Genomic DNA, 21,767 nt, shown 5'->3' with positions numbered 1-21,767 from the left:
CTCGAAACCTTTTTTGGCAAAAATTGAGGAGGACGCATGTTGAGTGCCATCTTGATTCTGGTCGCGCTGCTCTTGATTGGCCTGAGTTTGTTTGGGGGGGGCTTGATCCCCAACTGGTCGGGCCTGAACAGCCTGGTCAGCGGCTTGCTGGGTTTGCTGGTGCTGGCCGCAGGGCTTTTAGCCTGGCTGATTCAACAGTTCTACATCAAGCCCTCGGCCAACCTGGCCTACGTGATGACCGGGCTGGGTGGGCGGCGGGTTTTGATTGACCGGGGCGGGTTCTTCTTCCCCATCTTGCAGCGCTATGTGCCGGTCAGCCTGGAAACCATGAAGCTCGAGGTCGAGCGCAAAGGCCCGGATGCCCTCATCACCAAAGACAACCTGCGCCTCGACGTGAAGGCCGAGTTCTACATCAAGGTCGAGCCCAAAGAGGACTCGGTGGTGAACGCCAGCCGCAGCCTGGGCGAGAAGTCGGTCACGCCGCAGGCGGTCTCGGCGCTGGTCTTCGAGAAGCTGGTCTCGGCCCTGCGCTCGGTGGCGGCCACCCAGGATCTGGTCGAGATTCACTCCCAGCGCGACCAGTTTGCGATCTCGGTGCAGCAGCTGGTGCGCTCGGATTTGGAGCCCAACGGCCTCACCCTGGAATCGGTCACCATCTCCAGCCTCGACCAGACCAGCCAGGAACTCCTCTCCGACACCAACATCTTCGACGCCCAGGGCAAGCGCAAGATTACCGAGATTACCCAAGCAGCGCTGGTCGAGCGCAACCGCCTTGAGCAGGAAGCCAAGCGGGCCATCACCCTGAAAAACGTAGAGACCCGCCGGGAAATTTTGGAGCTCGAGCGGGCCCAGGCCGAGGCCGAAGCCACCCAGCAGGCTGAGGTCGCCAAAATCACCAGCGCCAAGCAGCGCGAGGCCGATACCTATCGCATCGAGCAGGAACGCCTGACCCGCGAGGCCGAAATAGCCCGAGAGCAGGCCGTGCAGGCTGCGGCCATCGAGCGCGATAAACTGCTTCTCTTGAAGGAGCAGGAAAAGCAGACCACCGATGTAGAGCGGGAAAAAGCCGTGGCGCTGGCCCAACGCGAGCGCGAGATTGCCATTACCGAGGCCGAGCGCCGCCGGGCCGAGGCCGAAAAGCAGGCCCTGGAGGCCCAGGCCGAGCGGGAGAGGGCCAATCAGCAGGTGTATACCGTCCAGCAACTCGCCCAGGCCGAGCGCGAAGCCCAGACCAAACTGATCACCGCCAAGCAGGTTATCGAGCAGGAGCGCATCAAAAAGGAAACCGAGGCCATGGTCGCTGCCTTCGCCGAAGTCAAAAAAGCCGAGGCCGCCCGGCAAGCCGCTTTGCTCGAGGCCGAGGCCGCCATCACCAAGGCCAAGGCCGAGGCCGAGGCCCAGGAGCTCATTGCCAAGGGCCTCACCGCCAACAAGATGGTCGAGGTGGATGTGGAGCGCGAAAAAGTGAGCGTGGAGCAGGCCCGTGTGGAGGTGGAGCGGCAGGCCCTGGAAAACCGGCAGACCTACAGCGCAGCGGCCCTCGAGTTCGAGCTGCAAAAGCTCAAAGTACAGGCCGCCCGCGATGTGCAGGCCGAGATGGCCCGCAGCATCGGCAACTTCATGAGCAAGGGCAACCTGAACATCTACGGCGACCCCACCACCCTGGCCAAGATGACCGAACAATACACCCAGGGGTTGGGCATCGGTCAGCTACTCAACGGCCTGAGCACGGGCTCGAGTGGCAAATCCGACGAGCTAATCCAGCAGATGTTCAGCCTCTTGCAGCAGCTCGCCAACAAGGACACCCCGGCAGATAAGAACGCAGGCAAGGGGAGTTGAGCGAAACCGCTACCCCCTCACCAGCTCCCGCCCCACCAGCACATACTCCTCCCAGGCCCGCGCTGCTCTGGGGTCGGGAGCGTTTTGCACCAGGGTTCCGGCCAGCACGGCCTTCTCGTAGGCGGCCAGGCGATGAATGGCATGTTTGAAATGGGGGATTTTTCGGGCCTTCAGGTGGGCAAAAGTGCGCATGCCGTCCAGCGAGGGGAAGGGGGGCACCAGGGTGACCAGGGCCTTGAGCGGGTAGCCCGCGAGCTCCTTCACGAACTGCTCCAAACTCACCAGCGAAAGCATCCCGGGGGAGGTCGGCACCACCACCAGGTCGGCTTTGTCGGCGTAGTCGCGTAGGGTTTTGCCCTTGGGGTGTCCGGCGGTATCAATCACCACGTGTTCGAACCGTTTGGGCCGGGCCTCTTCGGGGCCAGCCACCTCGAAAGGCAGCCCCGACCCCTGCCGGGCCCAGACCAGAGCCCCCTCGGCGGGGTCGGCATCCACCAGCAGGGTGGGGCCCCGCAGCTGTAAAAAAGCGGCCAGGTGAATGGCGGTGGTGGTCTTGCCCACCCCACCCTTGAGCGAGGTCACCAGAACGCGCATGCCTGATTCTAATCGCAGGATGCGGCGCGAGCGCACCCAGGGCATGTGGGCTCTATTGCCCACCTTGCTTCGACGCTTTGCATACCCCGGTGGCGCAGGGGTCTGGGGGTACGGGCAGGCGTGGGGGAGCTATGGCCGACCACCCAGACTCGCTTTGTGTGCCCTTGAACGTCCTTACTATGCCTTGAGTTGGTATCACCGGGGTTGTGCCCTCACCCCACGATACCCAGGGGATAAGCCTTGTGAGGCTGGGGCCTTCCTGACCCGGCGCCAGGTGGGGTCGGCAGGCGTGCTTCAGACCTCAGCGCAGTTTGAAGGGCAGCCGACCCTGGGCCGGGGCCCCGGCCAACACCCGGACCAGGGCCTTCAGGGTGGGCGTACGGAAGCCGTAAGTTACGAAGGCCGGTTTGCGCAGGCTCAAAATGTGGTAAGGGTTCCACAGGGCCACATGGCTGGCCCGTTTGCCCAGGGTCAAGGCGTGTTTGAGCAGATGGGCTTCCTGGGGGCCGAGGCCGCCCCGACCCACCGAGAGCAGAAGCAGAAAGTCGGCCTTGGTCGCTGCTTTTTCAAGCTCACCGGTAAACTCGGCGGCCTTTTGAGGGTCGTAGACGAACGAGTTCACCTCGGCGAAGCGGGTTTTGAGAAGCTGGAGGAAATCCTCCACTGCAAGGGTCTCGCCGTAGGGGCCGGCCTCGGTGGCGCGGCCTGCCGAGACCACCAGGATTCGATCCGAACGCCTCGGGCGCAGCGGCTTGCGGTAGGGGGTAATGCTTTGCAGGGCCACTCGCTCCATCAGGGCCCGGTCGCGTTTTTGCTGGGTTGGGGTGTACGCTCGAGCCAGACCGGGGAAGCGTTCGGCGGCCTCCTGTAAGCGTTGCTGGCTCTGGCGGGCCTGTTCCCTGGAGAGGGAACCATTCTCCAGGGCTTGCCGGATGGCCGCAGCCTGGGACGCCTGCACCTCGGGCTTGCCCAGCGACAGAATCATGTCGGCCCCGGCCTGGAGGCTTTTGACCGCGGCCTCGCCCACGGAGTAGTGCTGGGTGATGGCTTTCATGTCGAGCGCATCGGTGACGAGGATGCCCTTGAAGCCGAGCTTTTGGCGAAGTAAGTGGGTCAGGATTTTTTTGGAGAGGGTGGCTGGATATCGCTTGTCCAGGGCAGGAAAGCGGATGTGGGCGCTCATGATGGCGCTGATTTGGGCCTCCACCGCCTTGCGAAAGGGGTAAAGCTCGGTGCGCTCGAGCGCCTCTAGGGGCTTGTCCACCACCGGCAGATCGAGGTGCGAGTCCAGCACGGTATCGCCGTGGCCGGGAAAGTGTTTGACCGTGGCCATGACCCCGGCCCCTTCCAGACCCCTGGCCCAGGCCAGGGCCAGGCGGGCGACTTTTTTGGGGTCGGCGCCAAAGCTGCGGTCGCCAATCACCGGGTTTTGGGGGTTGGTGTTCACGTCCACCGAGGGGGCGAAGTTCCAGTTGATGCCCAGCGAGATGAGCGCGCGCCCCACCGCCGCGCCTACGGCCTCGGCAACTTTGGCATCCCCGATGGCGCCCAGGGCCATGGGAGCCGGGGCCAGGGCAAACTCCAGCACCCGCTGCACGGCCCCACCCTCCTGGTCAATGGCAATCCAGGCTTGAGGCCCCAAGACTGCCCGAATCTCGGCCACCAGCTCACGCACCTGGGCCGGGCTCTGGATGTTCCTGCGAAACAGGCAGACCCCCCCAAATCGGTAGCGCTCGAGGTGGGCGCGGCTGGCCGCGTCCAGGGTGGGGCCAGGGAGGTCAACCATCATCAGACGGGTGGCAAGAAACAGGCTTTCCATAGGCACCTTTGGGTCAATAAACCAGGCTGCGACGCAAGGAACCGGAGGCATGCGGCAGGCTTCAGGCAAGCGACCTTGACAAAATATTACTTCAAAAACTAACATTGCCAATAGAGTAAAACTTCAAGGAGGCTTCGTGCTTAGAAGGGCGCAAATTCTCGAGCAGCTTCGCCACGGCCTGATTGCCTCCTGCCAGCCGGTGCGGGGCGGCCCCCTGGACGCCCCGGCGATGGTCGCAGCCCTGGCCCAGGCCACCATAGCAGGCGGTGCGGTGGGCTTGCGCATCGAGGGCCTGGCCGACCTGGCCGCCACCCGCCCCGCCGTTTCGGTTCCAATCGTGGGCCTGGTCAAGCGTGAAGTGGCGGGTTCGCCGGTGTACATCACCCCCGCGCTCTCCGATGTGCGGGCTCTGGCCGAGCAGGGGGCGGACATCATCGCGGTTGACGCCACCCTTCGCCCGCGCCCGGTGGAGGTCGGGGCCCTGATTGAAGCCATCCATGCCCAGGGCTGTCTGGCCATGGCCGATGTTTCAACCCTGGAAGAGGGTCTGATGGCCCATGCGCTGGGCGCCGACCTGGTCGGCACCACCCTGTCGGGCTACACCGACTACTCCTCCAAGCAGCAGGGCCCCGACCTGGAACTGGTGCGCGCGCTGGCCGGGCAAGGGGTCAGGGTGGTGGCCGAGGGCCGGATTGCGACCCCCCTTCAGGCCCGGCAGGCCCTGGATGCCGGGGCTTTTGCGGTCACGGTGGGTACGGCCCTGACCCGCGTGGAGTGGGTGACGCGGGGGTTTGTGGAGGCTTTGCGCGAGGTGACCCGATGACGAGCTTAGAGGTCCAAAAGCGGAGGGGCCTGGCGTGGGGGCTGGCCGATGCCTAACGGAGCCCTGGCCATGCTGCGAAGCCAAGGGGCCCAGATGACCCCCGCGCTGGGCAGGATTGCCCGGTACGTGCTGGAAAACCCCGAAAAATTGCTCTACCAGACCGTGGTGGAGGTGGCCGAAGGCGCAGGCTCGAGCGAGGCCAGCGTGATCCGCTTCTGCCGCGACCTGGGCTTTAGCGGGTTTCAGGAGTTCAAGCTGGCCCTGGCCTCCGACCTGGCTGCCAGCCCGGTGGGGCTCGGGCCTCAGGAGAACCCTAAAACCCCCCAGGAGGCCCTCGAGTACGTCACCCACCACGCCAGGCAGGCCCTCGAGGACACCTTTCGTCTGATTGACCTGAAGCGGGTAAACCAGGCGGTCAGCCTGATTTTGCAGGCCCAGCGCATTGACATCTACGGCGTGGGCGCCTCGGGGGTGACGGCCCAGGACTTCGCCTACAAGTTCATGCGTCTGGGCTACACCACCCAGGCCTACCCCGACCCCCACATGGCCGCCATGGCTGCCGCCACCCTCGACAAGAAGGCCCTGGCCATTGGCATCACCCGCTCGGGCACCACCATTGATACCGTCAAGGCGCTCGAGGTCGCCAAGCGTTCGGGCGCTTCCACCCTTGCCATTACCCAGCGCACCAAAAGCCCCGTGGCCCGTTTTGCCGATGTGGTGCTGGTCACCTCGGTGGCCGAAAGCCCCCTCACCGGTGGCTCGGTGGCGGCCAAGATGGGCCAGCTTTTGGTGCTGGATTTGCTCTACACCCTGGTGGCGCTGCGCCGCAAGCCGGCTGCCGACTTCATCGCCCGCACCGCGGCCGCCGTGGCGGACCGCAACTACTGAAGCGGGCGTCCCCTGGGCTAACGCAGGCCTGGCCTGGTAGCAAACCGTAGGAGGAGAAACCATGTTCAAGCGTTGGATAACAGCAGCAGCCCTGGCACTCGGCCTGAGCGCCCTGGCCCAGACCCAAATCGAGTTCTGGACCTACTACCTGAGCCCCAACTTCGACAACTACATCAAGAGCACCATCGCCGACTTCGAGCGGCAGAACCCCACCATCAAGGTGCGCTGGGTGGACAAGCAGGACACCATGGAGCGCGACCTGACCGCCGCGGTGGCCCTGGGCAAGGCCCCCGATGTGGTCAACCTTTGGCAGGACTCCACCTTTGCTGCGGCCCAGAACAAGATTCTGACCCCCCTGACCCAGCTGGTCAACCGCAACGTGCTCAACCAGCTCTACTACCCCAATGTGCTGGATATGTTCGTGATGGACGGCCAGGTGTACGGCCTGCCGTGGTACGGCTGGCTCGACCAGGGCGTGATGATGTACAACCCCGACCTGTTGCAAAAAGCCGGGGTGGACGCGCGCACCATCCGCAACACCGACGACCTGCTGGCGGCTTCCGAGAAGATTAAGAAAGCCACCGGAGCCTATGGCTGGCTGCCCCCGGTCAAAGACCCCAACGGGGCCAGCTTCCTGGGCCGCTTCTTCCTGGAAGGGCTGCCGGTCTACGACAAAGACGGCAAAGCGGCCTTCAACTCGCCCGCCCACGTGGCCCTGCTGCAAAAGTACGTGGATGCCATGAAGAACGACATCATCCCCCAAGAGCTTCTGCGTAAGGAGGCCTTCCAGCTTTCCAACGAGCTCTACAGCCAGGGCAAGGCGGCCATCGTGGTGGGCGCCCCCACCACCCTCAACCGCGTCAAGGAGGCCAACCCCGACCTCTACGCCAAGACCCGCATCGGTCCCGCTCCGCTGGGCAAGGCCGGCATCCAGACCGGCGGGGCCATGAGCCTGGTGATTCCCAGTGCCTCCAAGAACAAAAGCGCGGCCATCCGCTTTGCCCTCTTCGTGACCAACCGCACCAACCAGGTCAAGTTTGCCAACGTGGTGCCCATCGTCTCCACGGCGGCGGGCTCGGAGAACGACCCCGGCCTCAAGGCCAAGAGCAACGACCCGCTGGAAATTGGCAAAGGCATGAACTCGGCCTCGGGCCGCCTGATTAACCCCGGCTTCAAGCCCCCCAAGAACACCGACGACATCTACAAGAACTTCAACGACAACATCGAGGCGGCCTTCTTAGGGCGCAAGACCCCCAAGCAGGCCCTCGACGATGCGGTGGCCTTCTGGAACGCCAACGCCAGGTAAGCCCATGGTCTATTGCCGATAGCTGATAGCCAGCGGATTTCCAAAGGCTATCAGCTATCGGCCAAGAGTGCCCTATGAAACGACAGGCCCTGACCACCACCCTCATCGCCTATGCCTTTCTGGCGCCGGCTCTGGTGCTGATGGGGCTATTCACCTTTTATCCGGTGTTCTACGGCTCCTATCTGGGCTTTACCGACTACACCGTGGCCGACCTGGCCTCGGGGGAGGGGCCCCGATGGGTGGGGCTCAAGAACCTCGAGTTTGTGCTGGGCGACCCGCTGTTCCAGACCGGCCTCCTCAACTCGCTGAAGTACCTGCTGGTGGTGCCCGTCCTGCAGATTGCTTCGCTGGCGGTGGCGGTGCTGGTCAACCAGAAGCTGCCCTTGATGGCTTTCTTCCGGGTGGGCTACTACATTCCGGTGGTGACCTCCATCTCGCTGGCGGCGGTGATGTGGGAGTGGATTTTCCAGAAGGAGGGCTTTCTAAACTGGTCTTTGCAGCTTTTGAACCTGATGAACGCCGAGGGGCGCTTCAACTGGCTGCTCAACGAGCACACCGCTTTGTGGGCCATCATGCTGGTGACCTTTTGGCGGGGCTTTGGCTACTACATGGTGCTCTATTTAGCCGGGCTGCAAAGCATTCCGGCGGAGCTCGAGGAGGCCGCCACCCTGGATGGCGCGACGGCCTGGCAGCGCTTCTGGCTGATCATCGTGCCGCTCATGCGCCCGACCCTGCTTTTGTGCAGCCTGCTCTCCACCATTGCGGCCCTCCGGGTTCTGGAAGAAATCATCGTCTTCACCGGCGGCAGCGGGGGCCCGCTCAACAGCACCTACACGGCCCTGCTCTACGTGTACAACAAGAGCTGGGGCAACATGCTCAACGCCAACTTCGGCGTGGCCGGGGCCGCCGGGCTGCTGCTGGCGCTGGTGGGGTTTGCCCTGAGCTACCTCAACTTCCGGCTGACCCGCGAGGAAAGGAGCGAGCGATGAAGCCGGTTTCACCCCAGGATGCGGCCCGCCTGCGGGCTCGAGCCACCCTGCGCAAGGGCCTGCACATCGCGCTGAGCTACGCGCTGTTGCTCGCAATTCTGGGCTTCGCCATCTTCCCCTTCCTCTGGACGCTGGCCATCTCCATCACCGACAAACAGGCCAGCGGCATCAGCATCTACGACTTTCCCAAAAGTCTGTTCCCTCCGGCAGTCACGCTGGGCAACTTTTACGAGGTAATCACCAAGCTCAGCCTGGGGAAGTACTTTCTCAACTCGGTCATTATTACCGCGCTGACGGTAGCCGGAACCCTGGTGGTCTCGGCCCTGGCCGCCTATCCGCTGGCCCGTTTGCAGTTTCCGGGCCGGGGGCTCGTTTTTGGCGCCATCGTCTCGACCCTGGTCTTGCCCACCGAGATTGCCTTCATCGTCAACGTGCTCACGCTGCGCGACCTGGGGCTCTTGGGCACTTACGCCGGAGTGGTGCTGCCCCTGATCGCTACTGCCTTTGGCATCTTCCTGATGCGCCAGGCCTACCTGGCCATTCCCGGTACGCTGATGGAGGCCGCCCGCATGGATGGGGCCAGCGAGCTCCAGATTTTGTGGCGGGTCATGATTCCCCTGTCGGTGCCCTCGCTGACGGCGCTGGGCATCTTTACCTTGGTGGGCACCTGGAATGCGTTTTTCTGGCCCTCGGTGGCGCTTTTGACCAACGATGAGCTGTTGCCCATGTCGGTGGCCATTCTGAAGCTCAAGGGCCAGTTCAACTACGACGTGTTCAACGTGGCGGCGGGGGCCATGATCATGATGATTCCGGTGCTGGTGGTTTTCTTTTTGGCCCAGCGCTTCTTCATGCGGGGGCTCGAGGGGGCTGTGAAGGGCTAATCGAACCGATGACGAGCCGTGTGCCTCGAGGTTTGCTCAAATCGGGTCAAGGCCATGCCTGACCCAACGCCTTCCGGATGGGCCCCAGCCTCGAGGTGTTGGTTGGATAAACATGCCTGGGCTTTTGGGGGCGCACTGGCCGTCTGCCCTTTTGTGGAGGGGTTCGGGTAGATTGGGTTAGGTAGATTGACCGTCCACTTATGAAGCGCATTCTATTGTTACCTGCCGATACCCGGCCCGTGACCCTCGAGCTGCCCCACCAGCTTGCGCGGGTGGCCGGGCTGGAGCTGCGTTCGCCCCCCCTGGAAATCCTGAACAAGATGAACCAGCCGGGCAACCCGACTGCCCTGGCGGAGTGGCTGCGGCGCGAGGCCCCCGCTGCCGATGCGGCCATTGTGAGCCTGGAAACCCTCACCCTGGGCGGCATGATTCCGGCCCGACGGGTTTCGGACAGCCTGGAGGAGGTCTTGGCGAGGCTCGAGGTGCTGCGCGACCTCAAGCAAAGAAGCCCGCACCTGCGCATCCTGGCCCACGGGGTGATTGTGCGGGTGGCCCACGACAACGACCCCCTGGAGGAAAAACCCTACTACGGCGAATGGGGCCCCCTTTTGCGGAAGTACTCGGAGTGGACCGACCGCCTCGAGCGCAGGGAGGCCGCCGGACAGCCCCTGGGCGATGCCCCCATGGAGCTCGACCGGGCCCGGCTACACCTGCCCAAAGAGGTCTTACAGGACTGGCTGGCCACCCGCGAGCGCAACCACGCTATGCACCGGGCCGCCATTGACCTGCTCCACGCGGGGGTGCTGGAGTACCTGGCGCTGACCCTCGACGATACCACCCCCTACGGCCTGGCCGCCCGCGACCGCCGCAGGCTCGAGGCCCGCCTGGACGAACTGGGGCTTTGGGGGGAGGCCGACATCTACCCCGGGGCCGACGAAGCCGCCTGCACCCTGCTGGCGCGGGCCTTGCTCAACCAGGCCGGACGAAAAACCAAGGTTCTTGTGCGGTATCCTTCGGTGCTGGCCGAGCAGGCGGTGATGCTCTACGAAGATCGCCCTTTGGGTGAGCTGGTCAAGGCGCACCTGCGGGCCGCCGGGTGCGTGGCCGTGCAGAGCACCGAGGAGGCCGACCTGATTCTGGCCGTGAACGCCCCGGCCACCCGCCAGGCCCTGCGCCAGCCCGACTACGAGACGGTCGACACCGCCGAACGCAACCTGCCCGAGTTGATAGACCGGCTGGTCGGCGACCAGGCCGCCGGGCGGATGATCACGGTGGCCGACGTGGCCTATGCCAATGGGGCCGAAAACCGCTTCGTGCAGCTCCTGCTGCAGTCGGTCAACCTGCCGGGGCTGGGGGGCTTTGCTGGCTGGAACACCGCCGGCAACAGCCTGGGCAGCGCCATTGCGGCGGGGGTGTGCGCCCTTTTTGGCGACGACCCGGTCTCGCTGGCCGAGGCCAACTTCTCGCGCCTGGTGGACGACTGGCTGTATCAGAGCCGGGTACGCCAGGAAGTACACGACTTCCTGGCCGAGGAACTGGGCAAGCCCCCCAGCCCCTTCGACCTGGGCGACCTTCAGTGGGGGGCCGAACTCGCCCTGGACCAGCGCCTGACCCCGCTTGCCTACGGTCTGTGGCAGCAGTTTTTCGCGCCCAGCCTGCCAGGGGTCAAGCTCGACTGGGGGCGGCCCCGGCTGGCCTGGCCGCGCCTGTTTACCGGGGTGTTTCCCCTGCGCCTGGTGCGGGAGGAGGAGTGATGCAGGCCCTGAAGCGCCTCTGGGTTCGCTGGCAGGAATTATCGGCCTGGCGCGACCTGGAAACCCGGCCCCTGGCCGGGATGTTCGAGGCGGCGGGCGGCCCCCGGGTGCCCATTGCGGTGGGCGAGCCCTGGCCGGATCGGAGCTTCCCGGTGCGGTTTTTCTTCGAGCTCGAGGTGCCCACGGCCTGGGCCGGAAAGCCGGTCTGGGTGCGGCTGAAGCCGGGCGGCGAGGGCCTGTTGTGCGCGGGCGGCAGACCGTTGGGCGGGCTCAACCCCTACCACACCGAGTATCCCCTGTGGGAGCCGGCTAAGGGCGGGGAGAGGCTGGAACTCGAGGTCGAGGCGGTGCCCAAAGGGCTGTTTGGCAGCCCGGTGGCTGCGCCCAAGCTGGAGGAGGCCCTCCTTCTAGTGCCCGACCTCCAGGTGCGCTCGTTGTGCCAGGAGCTGGCCTGCGTGCTGGAGGCGGTGCCCCAGGTGCAGCCTGAGCTGGCCGCGCTCTTGCTGGATGCCCTGAGCGAGACCCTGGCCCGCATCGAGCTGCCGCGCGGCCCGGCCCGCGAGTACCTGAACCAGCTCGAGCGCGCCTGGGCCGCGGAAACCGCCAAGCTCTGGGAGGAGTGGCGCTTCGAGGGCCCTGGCCTGCCCCTGCAAGCCCCGCACCGGCAGAGCCTGGAGGAGGCCCGCCGCCATCTCCAGGAGGCCCTGGAAAGCATTCGTCGGCGCCACCCCGCGCGGGGGCGGCTGTGGCTCTCGGGCCATGCCCATATAGACCTGGCCTGGCTCTGGCCCATCGGGGAGACCCGGCGCAAGCTTCGCCGCACCTTTGCCACCGTGCTGCACCTGATGGAGCGCTACCCAGCGTTCTACTTCAACCAGTCCAGCGCCCAGGCCTACGCCTGGCTCGAGGCCGACGACCCCGCCCTTTTTGCCCAGGTGCGCTCGCGGGTGCAGGAGGGCCGCTGGGAGCCGGTGGGGGGGATGTGGGTGGAGCCCGATGCCAACCTGCTTTCGGGGGAGTCCTGGGCGCGGCAGTTGCTCTACGGGCAGCGCTACTTTGAGCAGAAGTTGGGTCGGCGGGCCCGGGTGGCCTGGCTGCCCGACACCTTTGGCTTTGCGGCCAACCTGCCCCAGTTTTTACAGCAGGGGGGGCTGCCCTACTTTTTCACCACCAAGCTCAACTGGAACGAGACCAACCCCTTCCCCCACGACCTGTGGCAGTGGGAGGGGCTCGACGGCTCGAGGGTGCTGGCCCACAGCTTCTGGAACCCAGGCGAGGGCTACAACGGGCGCCTGGAGGCCCTCGAGCTAGCGGGCACCTGGAAAAACTTCAAGGGCCAGCGCCTCCACCCCACCTCGCTCCTGACCTTTGGCTACGGCAACGGCGGGGGCGGCCCCAGCGCCGAGATGATGGAGCGCTTTGCGGTTTACCGTGAGTTTCCCGGCCTGCCCCGGCTGGAGATGGGGCGGGTGGAAGACTTCTACCGGGCGCTGGAGGCAGCCAGCCCCAATTTGCCGGTCTGGGTGGGCGAGCTCTACCTGGAGCTGCACCGCGCCACCTACACCACCCAGGCCCGGCTCAAGGCGCTGTGCGGGCGGCTCGAGCAAACCCTGCGGGAAGCCGAGCTGGCCTGGAGCCTGGTCTCGCTCAAACCCGTGGACCCGCGCCTGACCATTGACGAGCCCCGCTATCCAGCCCACGACCTGGAGAGCTTCTGGAAGGTCTTGCTGCTGCACCAGTTTCACGACATCCTGCCCGGCTCGGCCATCCACAGCGTGCCCCAGGAGGCCGCCGAGAGCCTGCAAACCGCCCTGATCCAGGCCGAAGAATTGCGCCAGGAAGCCCTCGGTTTGCTTTCTTCCGAGGTGCGCAAGGTGCACCCCGAGGCCCTGGCGCACCTGGTGGTGTGGAACCTGAGCAGCAGCCCCCGCCCCCTGCGGCTTCAGATGGAGCGCCCTGCCGAGCGGTTTTTCCGCCTGCTCACGGCCAGCGGCGACGAGGTGCCCTACCAGGAAGCCGGCGCCCAGATTCTGGTGGCAGCCGACGAGGTGGTGCCGGCCATGGGCTACCTGGCCCTGGCCGTGGTGGCCCATCTGGAGGCCCGTCGAACCCCCAACGTGCGGGTGAACGGTCAGGGGCGGGTGCTGGAAAACCAGCACCTGCGCCTGGAGGTGGCCCCCGACGGCACCTTAGCCCGCCTGTACGACAAAGACCACCGGCGGGAGGTGCTGGCCGGACGGGGCAACCAGATCTGGGCCTACACCGACATACCGCGCTACTGGGAAGCCTGGGACCTGGACGCCTCATATGAGCGGGAGGGCCGCGAGGTGACGGCCAGCCAGGTCCGGCTGATTGAAGGGGGCCCTCTGCGGGCGGGCATCTGGGTCGAGCGCAGACTGGGGGCCTCGAGCCTCGAGCAAACCTACTGGCTGTGGGGGGGCTCCCGCCGCTTGGAGATTGAGACCCGCATCCGCTGGCAGGAGCGCCGCACCCTGCTGCGGGCTTTGTTCCCGCTGAACCTGCGCACCCACGAGGCCTGGTTCGAGACGGCCTTTGGCGCCCTGGCCCGGCCCAACCACGCCAACACCACCTGGGACGAGGCCCGCTTCGAGGTGCCGGCCCTGCGCTGGGCCGACCTGAGCGAGGCCGGCTACGGGGTGAGCCTGCTGGGGGGCTACAAGCACGGCTACAGCGCCCACCACAACCAGCTGGGCCTCTCGCTCCTGCGCGGCCCCCTCTGGCCCGACCCCCTGGCCGACGTAGGGGAGCACGCCTTCACCTATGCCCTCTGGCCGCACCCTGGCGACTGGCGGCAGGGCACGGTCGCCGAGGCCGAAGACCTGGTGGCCCCCCTCAGGCCCCTGGCCCTGCCGGTGCAGGCTGGCGGGCAGCCGCCCGTGCGTCCCTTTTTGCGTCTGTCCCCGAGCAGCCTGCGGGTGGCTGCCCTCAAGCAGGCCGAGGAGGGGGCCGGTTACATCCTGCGCTTGTACGAGGCCCACGGCGGGCGCGGGGTGGTCGAACTCGACCTGAACGCCCTGGGGGTGCGCAGGGTGAGCCGGGTCAATCTCCTGGAAGAGGCCGGGGAGCCGCTTCCCCTGCAAAACGGCCACCTGAAACTGGCCTATGCGCCCTATCAGGTCATCAGCCTGAGACTGGAGCCCTAGATGACGCGGCTGGCAGGAACCCTGGTGACCCCCGAGCGGGCCTATTCGGGCTGGCTCGAGTTCGACCACTGCATACGAGCCCTAGCCCCCCAACCCGCCCCCGAGGGCCAGCCCGCCCGCTACATCCTGCCCGGGTTTGTGGACCTGCACGTGCACGGAGGAGGAGGTGCGGACTGCATGGACGGGGAGGCGGCGGTGCGCCAGATGGCCCGCTTCCACGCCCAGCACGGCACCACCACGCTGCTGGCTACCACCGTCACGGCCCCGCTGGCCGACCTCGAGGCGGCCCTGCAGGGCATTGCGGCGGTGGCAGCGAACCCTGGGCCGGGCGAGGCGCGGGTGCTGGGGGCGCACCTCGAGGGCCCCTTCATCAGCCCCCAGCGGCTGGGCGCCCAGCCGCCCTACACCCTGTTGCCGAGCCTGGAAACCATGCGCCGCCTGCTGGGCCAGGCCCCCATCCGGGTGGTCACCCTGGCCCCCGAGCTACCGGGGGCGCTGGAGCTGATTGCCTTCCTGAAGGCCCAGGGGGTGCGGGTGCAGCAGGGCCACACCGAGGCCACCTACGAGCAGTCCGGGGCCGGTTTCGAGGCCGGGGCCCAGGGCTTCACGCACTTTTACAACGCCATGACCCCCCTGCGCCACCGTGAGCCGGGGGTGGTGGGGCTGGGCCTCGAGCGTGCAGAATGGGCCGAGGTCATCCCGGACGGCCTGCACGTGCATCCGGCGGCCCTGCGGGCGGCCTGGAAGGCCATCCCCCACCTCTACGCAGTGAGCGATGCGGTGGCGGCAGCCGGGATGCCCGAGGGGGCCTACCGTCTGGGGCGGCACCGGGTTTACAAGCGGGGCGAGGGGGTCTTCCTGGCCGATGGCACCCTGGCCGGGAGCGCCCTGACCATGAATCAGGCCGTTTTGAACCTGCGCCGCTGGGGCTACGCCCCGCCGGAGCTGGTTCAGATGACCTCGGGCCACGCCGCAAGGTACCTGGGCCTCGAGCTGGGCCTGGAGGTCGGGCGGCCCGCCGACCTGGTGGTGCTGGATGCAAATTTCAGGCTTCTGGAGGTCTACATTGGAGGTCAGAAGGTGAGTGTGGCGGCATGAGAGCAGCCGAGACCAGGATGTTCAAAGAGGCCCACCAGGCCCCGGCGGTGGTGGAGCAGGCCCTGCGTGAAAACAAGGGTGAGGTGGAACTTTTGGGTACTTTCCTGCGCCGACACACCCCCCCTTTCGTGCTCACGGTGGCCCGGGGTAGCTCCGACCACGCCGCGCTTTATGGCAAGTACCTGATTGAGAGCCTTCTGGGGCTGGTCTGCTCGTCGGCCATTCCCTCGGTGCACACGGTTTATGGGCAGCGCCTGGCGCTGAACCGGGCTTTGGTGATCGCCATCTCGCAGTCGGGCGAGAGCCCCGACCTGATCGAGGTGACCCGCCAGGCCCGCCGCGATGGGGCCCTTACGCTGGCCCTGGTCAACCAGGAGCGCTCGCCCCTGGCCCAGACCGCCGAGGTGGTGCTGCCCCTGTGGGCCGGGGCCGAAGAGGCCGTGGCTGCGACCAAGAGCTACCTGGCCACCCTGGCCACCCTGGCCCAGCTGGTTGCGGCCTGGGCCGAGGACAGGCCCCTCAAGGAGGCCCTGGCCATGCTGCCCGAGGCTATGTACCAGGCCGCGCACGCCAACTGGCAGGGGGGCCTGGAGGTTTTGCTCGAGGCCGACAACGGCCTGGTGGTGGGGCGCGGCTATGGCTATGCGGTGGCCCACGAGCTGGCCCTCAAACTCAAGGAGACCAGCGCCTTCCACGCCGAGGCCATGTCGGGCGCGGAGCTGCTGCACGGCCCGGTGGCCCTGGTGGAGCCCGATTTTCCGTTGCTGGTGCTGGCGCCCAGGGACAAGCCGCTGCCCGGCCTGGTGGGCCTTTTGGAAAACCTGCGGGGCAAAGGGGGGCACCTGCTGGTGGCCTCCTCCGAGGCCGAGGCCCTGGAGCAGGCCCACACCCCACTGCCGCTGCCCACCCGGCTGCACCCGGTGCTCGACCCGATTCTGCTGGCCCAGGCCTTCTACCCCTTTGCCGCCGAGCTCTCGGTAGCCAGGGGCTTCGACCCCGACGCCCCACGCCACCTCTCCAAGGTGACACGGACTAAGTAGCGCTCTGGCCAGAAGGTTGAGATCCACCGCCTGGGGCCGAGGGGAAAACGGCGAGGATTGTCCGGCCCGATGCCGCTTCAAGCATCCACACAAGCCCCAAGGCGCGATAGGATGGAGCCATGGAGATTCGCAAGATTGGCGTGATTGGTGCCGGGCAGATGGGGGCCGGCATTGCCCAGGTGGCAGCCCAGGCCGGCTACGAAGTGGTGTTGCGCGACCTCGAGGCTGCCTTCCTCGAGCGCGGCCTGAACAGCATCCGGCGCTCGCTGGGCAAGCTCCTGGAAAAAGGCAGGCTCGACCAGAGCGCCCACGACGCAGCGCTAAGTCGCCTCAGCACCACCCTTCACCTGGCCGACCTGAACGACTGTGACCTGATTGTGGAGGCCATTGTCGAGGACGAACCCACCAAGCTGGGGCTTTTCCGCGAGCTAGACCAGCTTGCCAAGCCCGAGGCTCTCCTGGCCTCCAACACCTCCTCAATACCCATTACCCGGCTGGCCTCCGCCACCCGCCGGCCCGAGCGCTTCATCGGGATGCACTTCATGAACCCGGTGCCCCTGATGGAGCTGGTCGAGGTGATCCGGGGGCATCTGACCGACGAGGCCACCACCCAGGCGGTCATAGAGGCGGCCCGCCGCATGGGCAAGACCCCCGTCGAGGTCAACGACTACCCCGGCTTCGTCTCCAACCGGATTCTTCTGCCCATGCTGAACGAGGCCATCCAGTGCGTGATGGAAGGCGTAGCCACGCCCGAGGCCATAGACCAGGTCATGAAGCTGGGCATGAACCACCCCATGGGCCCCCTCACGCTGGCCGACTTCATCGGCCTGGATACCTGCCTCTCCATCATGGAAGTGCTGCACCGGGGCCTGGGCGACGATAAATACCGGCCCTCGCCGCTTCTGCGCAGGATGGTGCAGGCCGGCCTTTTAGGGCGCAAGAGCGGGCGGGGTTTCTACCGCTACGACGAAAAAGGCAACAAAATCGGATGACCCGGCTCGATCACCTGGTGGTGTTGGCCGAGACCCTGGAGCAGGGCCAGGGGTGCGTGGAGGAAGCGCTGGGCCTGAAGCTCCCCCCCGCCGGCGGCCCGCACCCGCAGATGGGCACGCACAACCGTCTCCTTAGGCTGGGCAGCGGGGCCTATCTGGAAATCATCGCCGTTGACCCCGCGGCCCCGCCCCCCGCCCACCCGCGCTGGTTTGGCCTCGATGCCTTTTCCGGAGCCCCGCGCCTGGGCACCTGGGTGGCCCGCACCGAGGCTTTGGAGCGCTACCGAGGTCTGGGCCTGGGTTCGCCGCAGACCGCCCGCCGGGGCAGCCTCGAGTGGCTGATTGCCATTCCCGAGGATGGGCGGCTCAACTGGGGCGGGGTGGTGCCTTACCTGATTCAGTGGGGCCCGGCCCACCCCACCGATACCCTGCCGGACGTGGGCTGTGAACTGGTTGAACTGGTCTTGCTGCACCCAGAGCCAGACCCCGTGCGTGCGGTGCTGACGGCGCTGGAACTCGACCTGGGCAAAATTCGCCTGGAGCGCGCCCCCAAGCCCGAACTGATGGCTTTTATCCAGACCCCCGGCGGCCTCAAACTTCTTTCGCCCTGAAGCGCCTCTGTTCCCTCCCCGCGTTTTGAAACAGACCTCTTCGGGCACGAAATGCCCCGAGGTGTAAAGGTTGAAATCATCGGTGGTGTGGGGGATGGCCCTGGAGCCAGCGTTCCGTCGGGGGCAGTGAAATTAGGGTGTAGTACTAACTTTGGAGCGCTCTTCACATTATGAGCCATTCGTGTTGGAGAAAGCCTAGTTCTGAACAGAACAGTGGCCGCCTGGAAACTCGAAAACATGCGTCTCGGCCCAGACGCATTCTCGTTTTCGTGGGCGGCCACGTTTGTGAAGAGCGCGATATGTGAAAGGAAGCCGATATGAGCGAATCGATTGTGCAGGCCCTGTTGGACTCGTATAAACGCAACAACACCATTCTGATCAACCTGCTCCAGGCTCTACCAGAAGGAGGGATGGAAGCAAAAGCCATGCAGGGAAGCCCCTCGGTCACGGAGCAGTTTTCGCATATCCAGCAAACCCGGCTCTTCTGGCTGAACCAGGTCGCGCCCGAGTTAGCTGCGGGCCTGACCCAACTTTTCCGCAAAGATGGCGAGGACTGGCTCGCCGAGCACGACCCCACACGCATCGAGCAGGCCTTGAACCAGAGTGTCCGTGCTGTGTGCGAGGCGGTGCAGGATCGGCTCCACACCGGCCAGGCCATGCAGGGTAAAAACACGCGCTATGACCACCCTGTACTCTTTCTTCAACATATGCTCTGGCACGAGGGCTACCATGTGGGGCAGATCAAGCTGGCCCTCAAGGTTTTTGGTTACACAATGCCAGAAGAAGTCGAAGAAAAAGCCATCTGGAGCCAGTGGCGGACGGAGACCTGGTTGCCATGAGCTTTTGCTTCAGCGCCAGAATCTGGGAGTGGCGGGGGCCGGCCCCCTACTACTTCGTGAGCGTCCCCGAGGAAGAGAGCCGGGCCATCAAGCGGGCCGAGCGGCTTCTGACCTACGGCTGGGGCATGATTCCGGTGAAGGCCCGCATCGGAACGACCGAATGGAAGACCTCGCTGTGGCCCAAAAATGGCCTGTATGTGTTGCCGCTTAAAGACCTGGTGCGCCGGGCCGAGGGGCTACAGACCGGGCAGAGCGTGGTGGTGTGGCTCGAGGTGGGCGCTACTCTGAAACCGCAGCCATGAACATCCCCGAGATGTATGACTACCTGGTTCGCGCCCGGCGAGAGCTGTGGGGGGTGCTCGAGGCCCTGCCGGACGAAGTCCTGTCACGCCCACTGCTGAACGGAGAGCGCTTCCACTGCATCAAGGATCTGGTGTTCCACATCCCCAGCGTGGAGGACGCCTGGCTGCACGAGGATATAGAGCGCAACCCGCCGGTTTGGATGAACGTGCCGGCCCTTAAAGACACCACCGGCGGCCCGGAATATGCAGGTTTTCCCCTGCCCACCCTGCTGGACTACTGGAAGGCTGTCGAGGCCAGCACCCTGGCCTATCTCGCAGCGCTTACCGAGACCGAACTAAAGCGGGTTATAAGCCCACATGACGATCCTGAGCAGCACTACAGGGTGGAGGGCCTCTTGTGGCATGTGATGCTCCACGAAGTAAGGCATACCGCGCAGATTGCGGTGCTTTTGCGTACCCAGGGCATCAAGCCACCCGCCCTGGACTTGCTTTGGTTTTTGCCCTCCGGCTTGCTATAGCATCCTGGGGTAAATTGCCCTACACTCTCTTCTGGACAGCGCACGGTGAATGCCCCCTGACATTCGGCCCGTAGCCTGTGCGAGGAGACCCGGATTCAAGTTGGAGAAGCTCAAACGTTTCACTGCCAAGGATGCCGAAGAAACCTACCTCGTCCCCCACTGGGCGGCGGGGTTTTTTCGCGTGGGGGAGGATGGCGAGCTCGAGGTCACGCCCGAAGGCCCCGAAGGCCCCAGCGCCTCGCTTTTTGAAATCGTGCAGGATTTGCGCGACGAGGGCCGCCCGCTGCCGGTGATGCTGCGTTTCCCGCAAATTCTACAAGCCCGGCTGGTGGCGCTCAACGAAGCCTTCCGGCGGGCCATCAAAAAGTATCACTACCAGTCGGAGTATCGGGGGCTTTACCCGGTCAAGGTCAACCAGCGTCGGATGGTGGTGGAAACCCTGGCCAAAGCCGGCAAGCCCTACGCCTACGGCCTCGAGGCCGGTTCCAAGGCCGAGCTGGCCCTGATTCTGGCCCAGGATCTGCACAAAGAGGCCCTGATTGCCTGCAACGGCTTCAAGGACGACGATTTCATCCGGCTGGCCCTGATGGGCAAGAAGCTGGGCAAAAACGTGGTGATTACCCTGGAGAAATTCGCCGAGCTCGAGCGGGTCATCCGCATCGCGCAGGAGCTTTCGGTGGAGCCGCAGATTGGCATCCGCTACAAGCTCAAGACCCGCGGCACCGGACAGTGGGAGGAGTCCGGCGGCGAGTCGGCCAAGTTTGGCTTCACCACCCCCGAGATTATCCGGGCCGTGGATATCCTGGCCGAGGCCGGGATGCTGGGCACCATCGCCATGCTGCACTCGCACATCGGCAGCCAGGTGACCGATATCCGCCGCATCAAGCAGGCCGTGCGGGAGATTGCCCAAACCTACGTGCAGCTTCGCAAGCTGGGGGCCCCGGTGCGCTACTTGAACCTGGGGGGCGGGCTGGCCGTGGACTACGACGGCTCCAAGACCGCTTTCTACGCCTCGGCCAACTACTCGCTGGAGGAGTACGCCGAAGACCTGGTCTACGTGAGCAAGGAAGTCTGCGACGGTCACGGCGAACCTCACCCCATTCTGGTCACCGAGTCGGGCCGGGCCGTGACCGCCTACCACAGCGTGCTGGTGCTCGAGGTCATTGACACCATCCGTCCCCCCGGCGAGGAGAAAATCGAGCAGCCCAGGGACACCCACCCGGTGGTGAAGGATATGTTCGACCTGGCCAGGGGCATCTCGGCCAAAAACTACCGTGAGGTTTACCACGACGCCTTTGCCAACAAGGACACCATCCTGAACCTCTACGACCTGGGCCTCATATCGCTGCGCGACCGGGCCACCGCCGAGGCGCTTTTCTACCAGATTGCCCGCAAAACCCTGCGGTTTGCGCTCGAGTTCGACTACCCCGCCGATGAGCTGGAAGACCTGCAAAAGATGCTGGCCGACAAGCTGGTCTGCAACTTCAGCCTCTTCCAGAGCCTCCCCGACTCCTGGGCCATCAAGCAGATGTTCCCCATTGTGCCGCTTTCCCGCCTGAACGAGCGGCCCACCCGCGAGGCCACCCTGGTTGACATCACCTGCGACTCGGATGGCAAGTTCGACCGCTTCATAGACACCCACGACGTGCGCAACACCCTCCCGGTGCACGAAATCCGACCCGGCGAACCTTACTACCTGGGGGTCTTCCTGACCGGGGCCTACCAGGACGTACTGGGCATGAGCCACAACCTTTTTGGCCGCATCGGCGAGGCCCACGTGGTTGTGGACGAAGACGGCTACGACATCGAACGCTTCATCCTGGGCGAAAAGGCCCGCCGGGTGATCGAGAAAATGGGCTACGAGGACGACGAGCTGGCCGAGGCCGTGGAAAAGCTGGTGCGCTCCTCCAAAAAGCTAACCCCCGCCGAGAAGGGGGCCTTCATGGAGCAGTACGCGCGGGAACTGGTGGGCTATACGTATCTGGAAGACTGAGCGACCTGGGCTATAAACCACGTCCTACCGGAACCACTACAGCCATTGTTCGAAAACATATGGCGTAGAATAAGTGTGTGAGTAAGGGTGCTTCGGCGTTTCTGAGTCGGATTACCATCAACCCTGAGCAGTGCGGGGGTCGCCCTTGCATCCGGGGAATGCGCATTCGCGTAACAGACGTTCTGGATCTGCTGGCCTCCGGCCTCACCAGGGAACAGGTACTCGAAGAGTTGCCCGATCTGGAGCCTGAGGACATTACCGCGGCTCTCCTCTTTGCCTCGCGCAGGCTGGATCATCCTGTACTGGCCGCATGACCT

At 65.2% G+C, this 21,767-nt stretch carries 19 protein-coding genes; 17 read left to right on the top strand and 2 right to left on the bottom strand.

What is annotated here, in order from left to right; genetic code table 11:
• Nucleotides 1-36 precede the first annotated feature (36 nt).
• The gene (locus NZN28_RS07060; protein ID WP_295396596.1) at nucleotides 37-1,839 is read left to right on the top strand and encodes an SPFH domain-containing protein; all 1,803 of its coding nucleotides are present in this window, start codon (nucleotides 37-39) and stop codon (nucleotides 1,837-1,839) included.
• A 9-nt stretch (nucleotides 1,840-1,848) separates the two neighbouring features.
• On the opposite strand, the gene NZN28_RS07055 is transcribed toward NZN28_RS07060, so the two are convergent.
• Nucleotides 1,849-2,433, bottom strand: a complete 585-nt coding sequence (locus tag NZN28_RS07055; protein WP_295396594.1) for a ParA family protein — start codon at nucleotides 2,431-2,433, stop codon at nucleotides 1,849-1,851.
• A 301-nt stretch (nucleotides 2,434-2,734) separates the two neighbouring features.
• Nucleotides 2,735-4,252 carry a beta-N-acetylhexosaminidase gene (nagZ, locus tag NZN28_RS07050; RefSeq protein WP_295396591.1) on the bottom strand — a complete coding sequence of 506 codons (1,518 nt, stop codon included), beginning with the start codon at nucleotides 4,250-4,252 and terminating at the stop codon, nucleotides 2,735-2,737.
• A gap of 136 nt (nucleotides 4,253-4,388) precedes the next feature.
• Between nagZ and NZN28_RS07045 the strand changes: the two genes are divergently transcribed.
• The 16 genes from NZN28_RS07045 (at nucleotide 4,389) to NZN28_RS06970 (ending at nucleotide 21,764) form a co-directional block, all read left to right on the top strand.
• Nucleotides 4,389-5,075, top strand: a complete 687-nt coding sequence (locus NZN28_RS07045; RefSeq protein WP_295396588.1) for an N-acetylmannosamine-6-phosphate 2-epimerase — start codon at nucleotides 4,389-4,391, stop codon at nucleotides 5,073-5,075.
• 69 nt (nucleotides 5,076-5,144) lie between these two features.
• On the top strand, nucleotides 5,145-5,963 hold the full coding sequence (locus NZN28_RS07040) for a MurR/RpiR family transcriptional regulator (RefSeq protein ID WP_295396587.1): 819 nt from the start codon (nucleotides 5,145-5,147) through the stop codon (nucleotides 5,961-5,963).
• Nucleotides 5,964-6,024: 61 nt separating this feature from the next.
• Nucleotides 6,025-7,269 carry a sugar ABC transporter substrate-binding protein gene (locus tag NZN28_RS07035; protein WP_295396584.1) on the top strand — a complete coding sequence of 415 codons (1,245 nt, stop codon included), beginning with the start codon at nucleotides 6,025-6,027 and terminating at the stop codon, nucleotides 7,267-7,269.
• A gap of 74 nt (nucleotides 7,270-7,343) precedes the next feature.
• On the top strand, nucleotides 7,344-8,258 hold the full coding sequence (locus NZN28_RS07030) for a carbohydrate ABC transporter permease (RefSeq protein WP_295396581.1): 915 nt from the start codon (nucleotides 7,344-7,346) through the stop codon (nucleotides 8,256-8,258).
• Nucleotides 8,255-9,139 (top strand): carbohydrate ABC transporter permease, encoded by an 885-nt coding sequence (locus NZN28_RS07025; RefSeq protein WP_295396579.1) that lies wholly within the window; start codon nucleotides 8,255-8,257, stop codon nucleotides 9,137-9,139. The genes NZN28_RS07030 and NZN28_RS07025 overlap by 4 nt, the downstream gene beginning before the upstream one ends.
• Nucleotides 9,140-9,339: 200 nt before the next feature.
• Entirely contained in the window at nucleotides 9,340-10,893 is a 1,554-nt protein-coding gene (locus NZN28_RS07020; protein ID WP_295396576.1) for a DUF4127 family protein, read from the top strand.
• Complete coding sequence (locus tag NZN28_RS07015) at nucleotides 10,893-14,057, top strand: glycoside hydrolase family 38 C-terminal domain-containing protein (RefSeq protein ID WP_295396574.1); 3,165 nt, start codon at nucleotides 10,893-10,895, stop codon at nucleotides 14,055-14,057. The genes NZN28_RS07020 and NZN28_RS07015 overlap by 1 nt, the downstream gene beginning before the upstream one ends.
• The gene (gene nagA, locus NZN28_RS07010; RefSeq protein WP_295396571.1) at nucleotides 14,058-15,155 is read left to right on the top strand and encodes an N-acetylglucosamine-6-phosphate deacetylase; all 1,098 of its coding nucleotides are present in this window, start codon (nucleotides 14,058-14,060) and stop codon (nucleotides 15,153-15,155) included.
• Nucleotides 15,152-16,195, top strand: a complete 1,044-nt coding sequence (locus NZN28_RS07005) for an SIS domain-containing protein (RefSeq protein ID WP_295396568.1) — start codon at nucleotides 15,152-15,154, stop codon at nucleotides 16,193-16,195. Before nagA ends, NZN28_RS07005 begins: the two co-directional genes overlap by 4 nt.
• A gap of 119 nt (nucleotides 16,196-16,314) precedes the next feature.
• Nucleotides 16,315-17,187 carry a 3-hydroxyacyl-CoA dehydrogenase family protein gene (locus NZN28_RS07000; RefSeq protein ID WP_295396566.1) on the top strand — a complete coding sequence of 291 codons (873 nt, stop codon included), beginning with the start codon at nucleotides 16,315-16,317 and terminating at the stop codon, nucleotides 17,185-17,187.
• Complete coding sequence (locus tag NZN28_RS06995; RefSeq protein ID WP_295396564.1) at nucleotides 17,184-17,798, top strand: VOC family protein; 615 nt, start codon at nucleotides 17,184-17,186, stop codon at nucleotides 17,796-17,798. Before NZN28_RS07000 ends, NZN28_RS06995 begins: the two co-directional genes overlap by 4 nt.
• Nucleotides 17,799-18,115: 317 nt before the next feature.
• A complete protein-coding gene (locus NZN28_RS06990; RefSeq protein WP_295396562.1) occupies nucleotides 18,116-18,637 on the top strand; it encodes a DinB family protein in 522 nt (173 codons plus the stop codon).
• Nucleotides 18,634-18,939, top strand: a complete 306-nt coding sequence (locus NZN28_RS06985; RefSeq protein ID WP_295396561.1) for a DUF1905 domain-containing protein — start codon at nucleotides 18,634-18,636, stop codon at nucleotides 18,937-18,939. Before NZN28_RS06990 ends, NZN28_RS06985 begins: the two co-directional genes overlap by 4 nt.
• Nucleotides 18,936-19,457 carry a DinB family protein gene (locus tag NZN28_RS06980; protein ID WP_295396558.1) on the top strand — a complete coding sequence of 174 codons (522 nt, stop codon included), beginning with the start codon at nucleotides 18,936-18,938 and terminating at the stop codon, nucleotides 19,455-19,457. Before NZN28_RS06985 ends, NZN28_RS06980 begins: the two co-directional genes overlap by 4 nt.
• 100 nt (nucleotides 19,458-19,557) lie before the next feature.
• Nucleotides 19,558-21,450 (top strand): biosynthetic arginine decarboxylase, encoded by a 1,893-nt coding sequence (gene speA / locus NZN28_RS06975; protein WP_295396556.1) that lies wholly within the window; start codon nucleotides 19,558-19,560, stop codon nucleotides 21,448-21,450.
• Between the two features lie 77 nt (nucleotides 21,451-21,527).
• Entirely contained in the window at nucleotides 21,528-21,764 is a 237-nt protein-coding gene (locus tag NZN28_RS06970; RefSeq protein ID WP_295396554.1) for a DUF433 domain-containing protein, read from the top strand.
• The last annotated feature ends 3 nt before the right edge of the window (nucleotides 21,765-21,767 follow it).

Source organism: Meiothermus sp., assembly GCF_025056915.1.
Taxonomy (GTDB): domain Bacteria; phylum Deinococcota; class Deinococci; order Deinococcales; family Thermaceae; genus Meiothermus.
Note: the sequence above shows the minus strand (reverse complement) of the source record. Positions and strands in the feature narration are given on the sequence as shown.

Excerpts from the sequence above, each read along its gene's own strand:
- nagA (WP_295396571.1), top strand. The coding sequence starts at position 14,058 with ATGACGCGGCTGGCAGGAACCCTGGTGACCCCCGAGCGGGCCTATTCG.
- NZN28_RS07060 (WP_295396596.1), top strand. The coding sequence starts at position 37 with ATGTTGAGTGCCATCTTGATTCTGGTCGCGCTGCTCTTGATTGGCCTG.
- NZN28_RS07000 (WP_295396566.1), top strand. The coding sequence starts at position 16,315 with ATGGAGATTCGCAAGATTGGCGTGATTGGTGCCGGGCAGATGGGGGCC.
- NZN28_RS07005 (WP_295396568.1), top strand. The coding sequence starts at position 15,152 with ATGAGAGCAGCCGAGACCAGGATGTTCAAAGAGGCCCACCAGGCCCCG.
- NZN28_RS07040 (WP_295396587.1), top strand. The coding sequence starts at position 5,145 with ATGCTGCGAAGCCAAGGGGCCCAGATGACCCCCGCGCTGGGCAGGATT.
- NZN28_RS06995 (WP_295396564.1), top strand. The coding sequence starts at position 17,184 with ATGACCCGGCTCGATCACCTGGTGGTGTTGGCCGAGACCCTGGAGCAG.
- nagZ (WP_295396591.1), bottom strand. The coding sequence starts at position 4,252 with ATGGAAAGCCTGTTTCTTGCCACCCGTCTGATGATGGTTGACCTCCCT.
- NZN28_RS06980 (WP_295396558.1), top strand. The coding sequence starts at position 18,936 with ATGAACATCCCCGAGATGTATGACTACCTGGTTCGCGCCCGGCGAGAG.
- NZN28_RS07025 (WP_295396579.1), top strand. The coding sequence starts at position 8,255 with ATGAAGCCGGTTTCACCCCAGGATGCGGCCCGCCTGCGGGCTCGAGCC.
- NZN28_RS06985 (WP_295396561.1), top strand. The coding sequence starts at position 18,634 with ATGAGCTTTTGCTTCAGCGCCAGAATCTGGGAGTGGCGGGGGCCGGCC.
- NZN28_RS06990 (WP_295396562.1), top strand. The coding sequence starts at position 18,116 with ATGAGCGAATCGATTGTGCAGGCCCTGTTGGACTCGTATAAACGCAAC.
- NZN28_RS07020 (WP_295396576.1), top strand. The coding sequence starts at position 9,340 with ATGAAGCGCATTCTATTGTTACCTGCCGATACCCGGCCCGTGACCCTC.
- NZN28_RS07015 (WP_295396574.1), top strand. The coding sequence starts at position 10,893 with ATGCAGGCCCTGAAGCGCCTCTGGGTTCGCTGGCAGGAATTATCGGCC.
- NZN28_RS07035 (WP_295396584.1), top strand. The coding sequence starts at position 6,025 with ATGTTCAAGCGTTGGATAACAGCAGCAGCCCTGGCACTCGGCCTGAGC.
- NZN28_RS07055 (WP_295396594.1), bottom strand. The coding sequence starts at position 2,433 with ATGCGCGTTCTGGTGACCTCGCTCAAGGGTGGGGTGGGCAAGACCACC.
- NZN28_RS07030 (WP_295396581.1), top strand. The coding sequence starts at position 7,344 with ATGAAACGACAGGCCCTGACCACCACCCTCATCGCCTATGCCTTTCTG.